At 71.4% G+C, this 12,454-nt stretch carries 11 protein-coding genes; 10 read left to right on the top strand and 1 reads right to left on the bottom strand.

Translation table 11 applies throughout. The features are described from left to right. The first annotated feature begins 174 nt into the window (after positions 1-174). The 9 genes from ABD355_RS07230 (at position 175) to mug (ending at position 10,589) form a co-directional block, all read left to right on the top strand. Complete coding sequence (locus ABD355_RS07230) at positions 175-1,020, top strand: ABC transporter ATP-binding protein (protein ID WP_344399260.1); 846 nt, start codon at positions 175-177, stop codon at positions 1,018-1,020. A gap of 4 nt (positions 1,021-1,024) precedes the next feature. Continuing rightward, positions 1,025-3,592 (top strand): ABC transporter permease, encoded by a 2,568-nt coding sequence (locus ABD355_RS07225; RefSeq protein ID WP_344399259.1) that lies wholly within the window; start codon positions 1,025-1,027, stop codon positions 3,590-3,592. 46 nt (positions 3,593-3,638) lie between these two features. Further along, complete coding sequence (locus ABD355_RS07220) at positions 3,639-4,517, top strand: LLM class F420-dependent oxidoreductase (protein WP_344399258.1); 879 nt, start codon at positions 3,639-3,641, stop codon at positions 4,515-4,517. A gap of 65 nt (positions 4,518-4,582) precedes the next feature. After that, positions 4,583-5,008 carry a GNAT family N-acetyltransferase gene (locus tag ABD355_RS07215; protein WP_344399257.1) on the top strand — a complete coding sequence of 142 codons (426 nt, stop codon included), beginning with the start codon at positions 4,583-4,585 and terminating at the stop codon, positions 5,006-5,008. 168 nt (positions 5,009-5,176) lie between these two features. Further along, a complete protein-coding gene (locus tag ABD355_RS07210) occupies positions 5,177-6,523 on the top strand; it encodes a hemolysin family protein (RefSeq protein WP_344399256.1) in 1,347 nt (448 codons plus the stop codon). Then, positions 6,520-7,542 (top strand): hemolysin family protein, encoded by a 1,023-nt coding sequence (locus tag ABD355_RS07205; protein WP_344399255.1) that lies wholly within the window; start codon positions 6,520-6,522, stop codon positions 7,540-7,542. Before ABD355_RS07210 ends, ABD355_RS07205 begins: the two co-directional genes overlap by 4 nt. Before the next feature lie 68 nt (positions 7,543-7,610). Further along, positions 7,611-8,393 (top strand): SGNH/GDSL hydrolase family protein, encoded by a 783-nt coding sequence (locus ABD355_RS07200; RefSeq protein ID WP_344399254.1) that lies wholly within the window; start codon positions 7,611-7,613, stop codon positions 8,391-8,393. Positions 8,394-8,598: 205 nt separating this feature from the next. Next, the gene (gene purB, locus ABD355_RS07195; RefSeq protein WP_344399253.1) at positions 8,599-10,041 is read left to right on the top strand and encodes an adenylosuccinate lyase; all 1,443 of its coding nucleotides are present in this window, start codon (positions 8,599-8,601) and stop codon (positions 10,039-10,041) included. Beyond that, positions 10,038-10,589 (top strand): G/U mismatch-specific DNA glycosylase, encoded by a 552-nt coding sequence (gene mug, locus ABD355_RS07190; protein ID WP_344399435.1) that lies wholly within the window; start codon positions 10,038-10,040, stop codon positions 10,587-10,589. Before purB ends, mug begins: the two co-directional genes overlap by 4 nt. Here the strand turns inward: mug and ABD355_RS07185 are convergent. Then, a complete protein-coding gene (locus tag ABD355_RS07185; protein ID WP_344399252.1) occupies positions 10,567-10,980 on the bottom strand; it encodes a hypothetical protein in 414 nt (137 codons plus the stop codon). The genes mug and ABD355_RS07185 overlap by 23 nt on opposite strands. 260 nt (positions 10,981-11,240) lie before the next feature. Here ABD355_RS07185 and ABD355_RS07180 point away from each other — a divergent pair, with 260 nt between their 5' ends. Continuing rightward, a complete protein-coding gene (locus ABD355_RS07180; RefSeq protein WP_344399251.1) occupies positions 11,241-12,398 on the top strand; it encodes an ROK family transcriptional regulator in 1,158 nt (385 codons plus the stop codon). Positions 12,399-12,454: the final 56 nt, after the last annotated feature.

The raw sequence follows: 12,454 nt of genomic DNA, 5'->3' as shown, positions 1-12,454 counted from the left end.
AGCACGGCAAGAGCTCCTCCCCCGGGTGGAGCGTGTCCCTTACACCGGAATCAGGGACCCGACCTGCGGTGGAGACCGTCCCCGACCTTCGGCGGATATCCGGTGTGGGCGGGATCACACTACCCTCGACCGGGACGGAGGAATCGACACTGCAGTGCGAGCGAGGAGGCAGCGTTGTCCACAGCAGCTGCGGAGCACGTCCCCGGCCATGCGTCGGCCGGCGGGGTCGCGGCCCGCGCCCGCGGTCTGACCAAGGCCTACGGCTCGGGCGAGACGACCGTGCTGGCCCTGGACTCGGTGGACGTGGACATCGCGCGCGGCCGCTTCACCGCGGTGATGGGGCCGTCGGGCTCCGGGAAGTCCACGCTGATGCACTGTCTGGCGGGGCTCGATTCGGTGTCGGCCGGCCAGGTGTGGCTCGGCGACACGGAGATCACGGGGCTGAAGGATCGCGAGCTGACCCGGCTGCGCCGGGACCGTATCGGATTCATGTTCCAGTCCTTCAACCTCATCCCGACACTGAACGCGGCGGAGAACATCACCCTGCCCATGGACATCGCGGGCAAGAAGCCCGACGAGAAGTGGCTGGACCAGGTCATCGACACCCTCGGGCTGCGGGATCGGCTCAAGCACCGGCCCTCCCAGCTGTCCGGCGGGCAGCAGCAACGGGTGGCCTGCGCGCGGGCGCTGGCCTCCCGACCGGAGCTGATCTTCGCGGACGAGCCGACCGGCAACCTCGACTCGCGCGCCGGGCTGGAGGTGCTCGCCTTTCTGCGCGAGGCCGTCGACAGCCTCGGCCAGACCGTCGTCATGGTCACCCACGACCCGGGCGCCGCCGCCCACTCCGACCTGGTGCTCTTCCTCGGCGACGGACGCATCGTCGACGAGATGGAGCGCCCGACGGCGGAGGCGGTGCTCGAACGCATGCGCCTCTTTACTGGGGGAAACCCCCAGACCCCCGGATTCGACGTGATCCGCAGCCAGTTCGACGAGAGCGCCGCTCCCGCCGAGGAGGACTGACACCGTGCTCAAGGCGACGCTCCGCAGCTTCCTCGCCCACAAGGGGCGGCTGCTGCTCTCCGCGCTGGCGATCGTCCTGTCCGTGGCGTTCGTCGCGGGCAGTCTGATCTTCTCCGACACGGTCACCCGCACCTTCGACCGGCTCTTCCACTCCACCTCCGCCGATGTGACCGTGGAGCCGAAGCAGGACCTCAAGTCCCGGGTGCCGACGGGCGCGGCCGAGACGGTACCCGCCTCGCTCGCGGCGCGGGTCGCGAAGGTGGCCGGGGTCGCCTCTTCGCACGCGGACGTGAGCGTCCAGAACATCACCGTCGTCGACAGCAGGAACAAGTCGGTCGGCCCCACCACCGGGGCGCCCACCATCGCCTCCGACTGGTACCTCACCGACCGCAGCCCCGTGAAACTGACCTCGGGCCACGCTCCGCAGGGCGGCGGCGAGGCGCTCCTGGACGCCGACACCGCCGACAAGAAGCATGTGAGGATCGGCGACACCCTGACCGTGCTCGCCCAGCCCGGCACCTTCAAGGTCAGGGTCGTCGGGATCGCGACCTTCACCACGACCAACCCGGGCGCGGCCCTGGTCTTCCTCGACCCGAAGACGGCCGCTGTCCAGCTGCTCGGCTCGGCGGACAAGGCCACCAGCATCCAGGCCGACGCGGCGAAGGGCGTGAGCGACGCCCAGCTCAAGAGCCGTGTCGCGGCCGTGGTCGACACCGGAACCTACGACGTGAAGACCGCCGACGAGCAGGCCAAGTCGGCCGCCTCGGACCTCGGCGGCTTCCTCGACGTCATCAAGTACGTGATGCTCGGCTTCGCCGGGATCGCCGTCCTGGTGGGCATCTTCCTGATCGTCAACACCTTCTCCATGCTGATCGCCCAGCGCACCCGGGAGCTGGGCCTGCTGAGGGCCCTCGGCGCCGACCGGCGGCAGGTGCGGCGGTCCGTTCTCACCGAGGCGGTCCTGCTCGGCCTGGTCGGCTCGACATTGGGCCTGGCGGCGGGCATCGGGCTCGCGGCCGGGCTGATCAAGCTGATGAGCGTGTTCGGGATGAACCTCAAGACGACGGAGATGGTCGTCGGGTGGGGGACCCCGGTGGCGGCGTACGTCGTGGGCGTAGGCGTCACCTTCGTGGCCGCGTATCTGCCGGCCCGGCGCGCGGCGACCGTCTCCCCGATGGCCGCGCTCGCGGACGCCGAGATCGCCGGGATCGGCAAGCCGCTCAGGACGCGGGCGATCGTCGGCTCGGTCGTGGGAGCGCTCGGCGCGGCGGCCCTGGCCGGCTGCGCCGCGGCGACGAAGACCGCCTCGTCGGCCTCGCTGCTGGGGCTCGGCGTGGTCCTGACCCTGATCGCGACGGTCATTGCGGGCCCCCTGCTGGTCCGCCCCGTCATCCGGGTCCTGGGCGCGGCCTTCCCCGCCCTGTTCGGCTCGATCGGCCGTATGAGCCAGCGCAACGCCCTGCGCAACCCCCGCCGCACCGGCGCCACCGCGGCCGCCCTGATGGTGGGTCTCGCGCTGGTCGGCGGCATGTCCGTGGCCAGCGCCTCCATGTCGAAGTCCTTCGACCAGCAGATCGACAAGACGCTGGGCGCCGACTTCATCGTCCAGAACACCAACTTCGTGCCCTTCAACAAGGAGGTCACCGACAAGGTCCGCGCCACGCAGGGCGTCGGCCTCGTCGTACGGCAGCGGTTCGCACCGGTGGCCGTACGCCTCCCGGACGGCAAGCGCGTCGAGACCACCGCCGCGGGCTACGACGACGGGGTCGACCACGTCGCACACGTGACCTACGCGGCCGGGAACACGGCGGCGGCGCTGGCGGGTGGCAGCATCGGCATGGACGTCAAGTTCGCGAGGAAGCACGACGTCAGGATCGGCAGCACCATCCCCGTCGAGTTCCCGGCCGGCCGGAGGACCGAGCTGAAGGTCGGCGCCCTCACCGACCAGGACCAGGCCGAGGGCTTCGGCATGCAGGGCGGGCTGTTCTTCGGGATCGCGACGGTCGAGAAGTACGTGCCCGGCGGGCAGGACTCCGCGCTGTACGTCAACAAGGCCTCCGGAACGAGCGCCGAGCAGCTGCGCAAGAACCTGGAGCACACGCTCAAGCCGTATCCGCAGGTCCAGGTCCGCAACCAGGCCGACTACAAGAAGCTGGTGCACGACCAGATCGCCGTGCTGCTCTACCTCGTGTACGCGCTGCTGGGGCTGGCGATCATCATCGCGGTGCTCGGCGTGGTCAACACCCTCGCCCTGTCGGTGGTGGAGCGGACCCGGGAGATCGGGCTGCTGCGGGCCATCGGGCTCGCGCGGCGGCAGCTGCGCCGGATGATCCGGCTGGAGTCGGTGGTGATCGCGGTGTTCGGCGCGGTCCTCGGGCTCGCGCTCGGTCTGGTGTGGGGTGTGTGCACCCAGCAGGTGCTGGCGCTGCAGGGCATGAAGGCGCTCGCGATCCCGTGGACCACGATCGTCGCGGTCGTGATCGGCTCCGCGGTGGTGGGCATCGTGGCGGCCCTGCTGCCCGCGTTGCGTGCATCCCGCATGAATGTGCTGGCGGCCATCGCGCACGAGTGATGGAGTCACGGCAGAGACTCAAGTCCCCTGTCGGTGAGGAGAGTTCATGCCGCGTCCGTTCCGTTTCGGTGTCAACCTGCTCGACCCCGCGCCCGCCGGGGAGTGGCAGGCCAAGTGCCGCCGGGCCGAGGACCTCGGCTACGACGTGATCCAGGTCCCCGACCACCTCGGCATGGTCGCGCCGTTCCCGGCGCTGGTCGCCGCGGCCGCGGTCACCGAACGGCCGCGGCTGGGCACGGCCGTGCTCAACGCGGCCTTCTGGAACCCGACCCTGCTCGCCCGCGAGGTCGCCACGACGGACGCCCTGACCGGCGGCCGCCTGGAACTGGGGCTCGGCACCGGCTACGTACAGGCCGAGCACGACCGGGCGGGGCTGCCGTTCGGCTCTCCGCGGGAACGCGTGGACCATCTGCGGCGCACGATCGAGGAGTTGGACCGGCTGCTCGGCTCGGCGGAACTGCCCCACTCGCGACGGGTGCCGCTGATGATCGGCGGCAACGGCGACCGGATGCTGAGGCTCACCGCCGAGCACGCGGACATCGCGGCCTTCACGGGTGCGCGTCTGGTGCCGGGCAGCACCACGGGACAGCTGCTGCCGGTCGCTGCCGGGGAACTCGAGGAGAGCGTGGCGCGCTACCGGCGGCCGGCCGAGGGCCGCAAGGAACCGGCCGAACTGAACCTGCTCATCCAGCATGTGATCGTGACCGACGATCGCGCCGCCGCGGTCCGGCCGTTCGTGGAGCGGGTGCCCGGAGCGACCGTGCAGGGGGCGCTGGAGCTGCCGATCCTGCTGGTCGGCACCGTGGACCAGATCGTCGCCCAGGTGCTGGCCCAGCGGGAGCGGTACGGCTTCACGTATCTGACGGTCCTGGAGCCGTACATGGAGGCGTTGGCGCCGGTCGTCGCGGAGCTGGGCGGGCGCTGACGGCCCGGTCCGTCCGGATGCTGGAAATCCGGGACCGAGGCGGGCGTACGTGCTGGGATCTTCGTATGACTGATCTGCGTATACGGCCCGCGACGGCCGCGGACCTCGACACCGTTCTCGTCTTCTGGAAAGTGGCCGCCGAGGGGACGAGCATCAGCGACGACCGGGACGGCGTGGAGCGGCTGGTCACCCGTGATCCCGAGGCACTGATCCTGGCCGAACGGGGCGGCGAACTCGTCGGCACGGTGATCGCGGGCTTCGACGGCTGGCGCTGCCATCTGTACCGCCTCGCGGTGCACCCGGACCGCCGCCGCCAGGGCGTCGGCTCGGCGCTGCTGGCCGCGGCCGAGGAGCGGTTCGTACGCCTCGGGGGGCGGCGCGGGGACGCGATGGTGCTGGTGCGCAACGAGACCGGGCAGCATGCCTGGCGGGCGGCCGGGTACACGCCCGAGGAGCACTGGCGGCGGTGGGTGAAGCACCTCACACCCTGATCACCTTTGCCGATCCTTTACTATTGGAGGACCATATCCGGATCCCTTCCGGCCCTCCGATGAAAGGTGTGAGCGTCCGCCCATGGGCGAGCCTCCCAGTAGTGCGCGCAGTACAAGACATCGCGCGTTCCTCCCGCCCCTGTCCGACGATGGGACGGAGGTGACCCGATGACCGAAGTGCTCCTCCTGCTGGTGGCGATCCTGCTCTCGCTCGCCTGCGGCGCCTTCGTCGCGGCCGAGTTCTCGCTGACCACGGTCGAGCGGGCCGAGCTGGAACGGGCCGTGGAGCGCGGCGAGCGCGGCGCTGCGGGCGCCCTCAAGGCCGTCCGCAGCCTGACCTTCCAGCTCTCCGGCGCGCAGCTCGGCATCACCGTCACCAACCTGGTCGTCGGCATGCTCGCCGAACCGTCCATCGCCAAGCTGATCGCGGGCCCGCTGGAGGCCCTCGGCATCTCACGCTCGGCGTCGACTTCGCTCGCGCTGGTGCTGGGTACGGCTTTGTCGACCGTCTTCCTGATGGTCGTCGGCGAACTGGTGCCCAAGAACTGGGCGATCTCCTCGCCGCTGGCCGTGGCCAAGCGCGTGGGCAATGCGCAGCGCCTGTTCAGTGCGGTCTTCCGCCCCTTCATCAGCCACCTCAACAACACGGCGAACCACGCGGTGCGCCGCTTGGGCCTGGAGCCCACCGAGGAGCTGGCCTCGGCGCGCGGTCCCAAGGAGCTGGCCGCGCTGGCCCGGCACTCCGCCAAGGAGGGCGCCCTGGAGGCGGACACCGCGGAGCTGTTCGTACGGACCCTGAACCTGGCCGACCTGACCGCGGAGAACGTGATGACGCCCCGCGTCCAGGTCATCGCCCTCGACGTCCAGGCGACCTGCGAGGACGTGGCGAACGCGACCCGGGCGACCGGCCTGTCCCGCTTCCCGGTCTACCGCGGCAGCCTCGACTCGGTCGTGGGCACCGCGCACATCAAGGACGTCCTGGCGATACCTGCCCACCGCCGCACCCACACCCGGGTCTCCGAGCTGATGCGTGAGCCGCTCCTCGTCCCCGAGACCCTCACCGTCGACCGGCTGCTGGACCGGCTGTCCGGCAAGCGCACCATGGCCGTCGTCATCGACGAGTACGGCGGCACCGCGGGCGTGGCCACCCTGGAGGACATCGTCGAGGAGGTCGTCGGCGAGGTGCGGGACGAGCACGACCCGCACGAGACGCCCGACCTGGCCCCCGCGGGCAGCGACGACGCGGGCCGCGCCCTCTACTCGGCTGACGGCTCGGCCCGGGTGGACCAGCTCGTGCGCGTCGGCCTCAGGGCGCCGGAGGGGCCGTACGAGACACTGGCCGGCCTCGTGGCGACGGAGCTCGGCCACATCCCGGCCGTGGGTGACTTCGTCGAGGTCACCGGATGGCGGCTCGACGTGGTGGACGCCTCGGGGCGCAGGGCCGCGCGGGTGCTGATGCACGCGCCTTTCGAGGACGAGGCGGACGGTACGACGAACCGGGAGGCCACGAAGTGACCGCCGTACAGCTGCTGATCGGCCTTGCGACCCTCGTCGTCAACGCCTTCTTCGTCGGCGCCGAGTTCGCGCTGATCTCCGTACGGCGTTCGCAGATCGAGCAGTACGTGGAAGGGGACACGGAGGGCGACCGGCGGGCCAAGAGCGTGCTGTGGGGCCTGGAGCACGTGTCCGCGCTGATGGCGGCCGCGCAGCTCGGCATCACGCTGTGCACGCTGGTCCTGGGTGTGGTCGCGGAACCGGCCATCGCGCATCTGCTGGAGCCGGTGTTCCACGCCGTGGGCGTGCCCGAGTCCGCGGGACACGCGGTGTCCTTCGTGATCGCGCTGACCCTGGCGACGTATCTGCACATGCTGCTCGGCGAGATGGTGCCGAAGAACATCGCGCTCGCGGAGCCGGTGCGCAGCGCGCTGCTGCTCGGGCCGCCGCTGGTCGCCCTGGCGCGGGCACTGCGTCCGGTGATCTTCGCGATCAACGCCTTCGCCAACGCCCTGCTGAAGCTGTTGCGGGTGGAGACCAAGGACGAGGTCGCGGCCACCTTCTCGGACGCCGAGCTGGCCCGGATCGTGCGGGACTCGGGCGAGGCGGGGTTGATCGACGACCGTGCGCTGGAGCGGCTGCACGACGCGCTGGAGCTGGGCCGCCGTCCGGTGCGCGACGTGGTGCTTCCGCTGGAAGGCGTCGTCTACGCGCGCGTGGGCGTCACCCCGGAGGAGCTGGAGCGGCTGTCGGCCCAGTCGGGCTTCTCCCGCTTCCCGGTGGTGGACGAGGGCCGTCGTATCGTCGGCTATCTGCACGTCAAGGACGCGCTGGACGCCTCTCCGCGGGATGTGCCCTTCCGGGTGCGGGACATGCGGCCCATCGCGCGCGTACGGGAGGGCACACCGCTGGACGACGTGCTGACCGCGATGCGCGGCAGCCGCACACACCTGGCGGCCGTGCTCGGCGGCGACGGCCGGCTGGCCGGTCTCGTGACCATGGAGGACGTGCTGCAGGAGCTGTTCGGCCAGCGGACCTGAGCCGTCCGACCAAGTGAGCAGGGCCGACCGACCGACGGGTATGGAACCGGGATACCATCTCTTCCGCCATGCAGAAGAACCCCATACACACCAGCCTGGTCGCGGTCGGCGACTCCTTCACCGAGGGCATGTCGGACCTGCTGCCGGACGGCTCCTACCGGGGCTGGGCCGATCTCCTCGCCGGGCGGATGGCGGCCGTCACCCCTGGCTTCCGGTACGCCAACCTCGCGGTGCGCGGCAAGCTGATCGGGCAGATCGTCGACGAGCAGGTCGATGTGGCGGCCGCCATGCGGCCCGATGTGATCACGCTGGTGGGCGGCCTCAACGACACGCTGCGGCCCAAGTGCGACATGGGGCGGGTACGGGGGCTGCTCACCGAGGCCGTGGAGCGGCTGGCCCCGGCCTGTGAGCAGCTGGTGCTGATGCGCAGCCCGGGCCGCCAGGGGCCGGTCCTGGACCGTTTCCGGCCGCGCATGGAGGAACTGTTCGCCACGGTCGACGAGCTCGCGGCGCAGCACGGGGCGGTGGTCGTCGACCTGTACGGTGCCTCCTCGCTCTCCGACCCGCGCATGTGGGACTTCGACCGGCTGCATCTGACGGCGGAGGGGCACCGCCGGGTCGCCGAGGCCGTCTGGCAGACGCTCGGCTATGCCCCCGAGGACGCCGAGTGGCACACCCCCATGGCGGCGACCCCGCCACCGGGCTGGGCCGCGCGACGGGTGGCGGACGTCCGCTTCGCCCGGCAGCACCTGCTGCCGTGGATCGGCCGCCGCCTCACGGGCCGCTCCTCGGGCGACGGCCGCCCGGCCAAGCGCCCGGAACTCCTGCCGTACGAGGGCCCGGCGGCGTAGGAAGAAGCGCCGGAGGGGCTGACTTTCCGCCTGCCGGGGCTTGATCTATTCAGCCCGTCCGGCGTTTGAGGACGAGGCCGTTCAGGCCCGAAGGGGGTCTGGGGGCAGAGCCCCCAGGTTCACCCAGCGTGACGCAGGTCTCGTAGGTTCCGCCGAAGGCACCCGTGGCGCTGGCCTGCACGAACCGCCAGTAGAATCTGGACACGTGACTTCTGCGCCCGCCAAGCCCCGCATCCCGAACGTCCTCGCCGGACGCTACGCCTCCGCCGAGCTCGCCACGCTCTGGTCGCCCGAGCAGAAGGTGAAGCTGGAGCGGCAGCTCTGGCTCGCCGTGCTCAAGGCCCAGAAGGACCTCGGCATCGAGGTGCCGGACGCGGCGATCGCCGACTACGAGCGTGTCCTCGACACCGTCGACCTGGCCTCGATCGCCGAGCGCGAGAAGGTCACCCGGCACGACGTGAAGGCGCGGATCGAGGAGTTCAACGACCTCGCGGGGCACGAGCAGGTGCACAAGGGCATGACCTCCCGCGACCTCACCGAGAACGTGGAGCAGCTGCAGATCCGGCTCTCGCTGGAGCTGATGCGCGACCGCACGGTGGCGGTCCTGGCGCGGCTCGGCAAGCTGGCGGGCGAGTACGGCGAGCTGGTCATGGCCGGCCGCTCCCACAATGTGGCGGCGCAGGCCACCACCCTCGGCAAGCGCTTCGCGACCGCCGCCGACGAGCTGCTCGTCGCGTACGGCCGGGTCGAGGAGCTCCTGGGCCGCTACCCGCTGCGCGGCATCAAGGGCCCGGTCGGTACGGCGCAGGACATGCTGGACCTGCTGGGCGGCGACGCGGGCAAGCTGGCCGACCTGGAGAACCGGATCGCCCGGCACCTGGGCTTCTCGCAGGCATTCACCTCGGTCGGCCAGGTCTACCCGCGGTCGCTGGACTACGAGGTCGTGACCGCCCTGGTACAGCTGGCGGCGGCCCCCTCCTCGCTCGCGAAGACGATCCGTCTGATGGCCGGGCACGAGCTGGTGACCGAGGGCTTCAAGCCGGGCCAGGTCGGCTCCTCGGCGATGCCGCACAAGATGAACACCCGCTCCTGCGAGCGCGTCAACGGCCTGATGGTCATCCTGCGCGGCTACGCGTCGATGACCGGCGAGCTGGCCGGCGACCAGTGGAACGAGGGCGACGTGTCCTGCTCGGTGGTGCGCCGGGTGGCCCTGCCGGACGCGTTCTTCGCGCTGGACGGTCTGCTGGAGACGTTCCTGACGGTGCTGGACGAGTTCGGTGCGTTCCCGGCGGTCGTGGCCCGTGAGCTGGACCGCTACCTTCCGTTCCTGGCCACGACCAAGGTGCTGATGGGTGCGGTGCGCGCGGGAGTGGGCCGCGAGCTGGCGCACGAGGCCATCAAGGAGAACGCCGTCGCCTCCGCCCTCGCGATGCGCGAGCAGGGCGCCGAGCGCAACGAGCTCCTGGACAAGCTGGCCGCCGACGAGCGCATCCCGCTCGACCGAGCCCAGCTGGAGACGCTGATGGCCGACAAGCTGTCCTTCACGGGCGCCGCCGCCGACCAGGTCGCCGTGGTCGTCGGCCGTATCGAGGAGATCGTCAAGCAGCACCCGGAGGCCGCGGGCTACACGCCGGGGGCGATCCTCTGACCCGCTTCACCCCGGCGGAACTGGAGGCCGCCCGCGACCGTCTCGTCCCGGACGTGGTCGCGGACGGCCTTTCTGTACTCTTTTGCGGAATTAATCCTGGCTTGATGACGGCGGCGACGGGCCATCACTTCGCCCGCCCCGGCAACCGCTTCTGGCCGGTTCTGCACCGGTCGGGCTTCACGCCCCGGCTCTTGAAACCGTCGGAGCAGAGCGAGTTGCTCTCGTACGGGCTGGGCATCACGAACGTCGTGGCCAGGGCGACGGCGCGGGCCGACGAACTCGGTCCGGAGGAGTACCGCGAGGGCGGGCGGCTGCTGGCGGCGAAGGTGGCACGGCTGCGGCCGCGCTGGCTGGCGGTGGTGGGAGTCACCGCGTACCGGGCGGCCTTCGACGACCGCAGGGCCCAAGTGGGGCCGCAGGAGCGGACGTTCGGGGAGACACGGGTGTGGGTGCTGCCCAATCCGAGCGGGCTGAATGCGCACTGGACGGTGGAGACGATGGCCGAGGAGTTCGCGAGGCTGCGGGTCAGGGCGGGTCTATCTCAGTGACCATGAGGAGGAGTTCGGGCTCCTGCTCGGTGTCGCGGTCGGCGACGGCCAGGTTGACCCAGCGTCCCGTGCCGGTCGCCTCCCAGGTACGCAGATCGTCCGCCCGGGTGCTGAGCACGTCCCAGGGTTCCGGTATGTGCTCGCCCCGGCGGCGCCGCTCCTGGAGCGTCACGCCGCCCCAGCGGAGGGCCTTGCCCCATCTCTCGTCGTACCGCTGCGTCAGCGCGACCTCGTAGGCGTACAGATCGTCCGCACTCGGCCAGGGGGCCGTCCCTAACGGGGTGATGAAGTAGCCGGGTCCGCCCGCGGCGATGCGCGGCCCGCTGTCCGCCGTCGGAAAGTCCTCGGTGCACAGCAGGTCGGTCAGGGCCAGGTCCTTCGCGATGTCCATGTGATCCAGTAAAGCGGCCACCACTGACAATTGGTGAGGTGTCAGACGTTCCGGCGTCCTACGCTCCACGCCCCGCCACCAACACGGCCGTCAGTCCCGGGCCGGCAAGGCGGCGGTTCGGCAGCCCCCTCAGGGGCGCGAGGAACTGCGCGACCAGCCACGACGGCGCGGCAGACAAAACACGACCCATCGCGGCCCAACCCAGTGGAACGACCCGGTACGATCCGGCCAACACGCGCACGAGCTGGGAGGACGGGACGTTGGGGCGGCTGACCGGCGGGGATCCCTCGCTGCTGCGAAGGATCAACTCCGCGGTGGTCCTGCACGCGCTGCGTGCCACGGACGCGGCGACACTGACGGAGATCACCCGGGTGACCGGGCTGTCCCGGCCGACCGTCGAGGGCGTCGTCGAGGGCCTCATCGAGGCGGGTTACGTCGTCGAGAAGGCGGCCGACGAGAGCGTGGTGCGACGCCAGGGGCGGCCCGCCCGGCGCTTCCGGTTCCGGGCCGAGGCGGGCCACCTGCTGGGCCTGGACATCGGCTCCCACCGGGTCGCCGCACTCCTCGCCGATCTGGACGGCCGGGTGCTCGGCTCGGTCGCCAAGGACGTCGACGAGACGGCCCCGGCGGACGAGCGCCTGGAGCGGCTGCGCACCGCGGTGGCCGAACTGCTGCGCCGCGCCGGGGTCGCACGCGGCTCGCTCCGGGCCGTGGGGGTCGCCTCCCCCGGCATCGTCGAGGCCGACGGCACGGTGCGGCTGTGCGCGGCCCTGCCCGAGTGGACGGGGCTGCGCCTCGGCGAACGGCTGAGCAGGTCCTTCAAGTGCCCGGTGCTGGTCGAGAACGACGCCAACGCCGCGGCCGTCGCCGAGCACTGGAAGGGCGCGGCCACCGAGTCCGACGACGTGGTGTTCGTGCTCGCCGGGCTGAGCCCTGGCGCCGGTTCGCTGATCGGCGGACAGCTGCACCGGGGATACGGCGGGGCGGCCGGCGAGATCGGCGCGCTGCATCTGCTGGGCCGCGAGGTGACTCCCGAGACGCTGCTGTCCACCACGGACGAGCCGCTGCACCCGCTCGACGAACAGGCCGTCGCCGAGGTCTTCGCGCAGGCCCGCGAGGGCGACCAGCGGGCCCGCGCGGCCGTCGACCGCTTCATCCAGCGGCTCGTGCACGACGTGGCCGCCCTGGTCCTCGCACTCGACCCGGAACTCGTCGTCATCGGCGGCTGGGCGGCCGGCCTGGACGGCGTCCTTGCGCCCCTGCGCCGAGAATTGGCCCGCTACTGCCTGCGCCCGCCGAAGGTGGCCCTTTCGCTGCTGGGCGAGGCGGCGGTGGCGACGGGCGCACTGCGGCTCGCCCTGGACCATGTGGAGGAGCAGCTGTTCGCGGTCGAGGGCACGGTGACGGCGCGGCGCTGAGCCGGCGGCGCGCAACGCGCTGTGCCCCGGAGCAGTTCCGGGGCACAGCAGGTCCG

It is taken from the genome of Streptomyces longisporus, from assembly GCF_039532765.1.
GTDB classification, from domain to species: domain Bacteria; phylum Actinomycetota; class Actinomycetes; order Streptomycetales; family Streptomycetaceae; genus Streptomyces; species Streptomyces longisporus.
The sequence above is the reverse complement of the archived record's forward strand: the minus strand, read 5'-3'. Positions and strand labels throughout refer to the sequence as shown.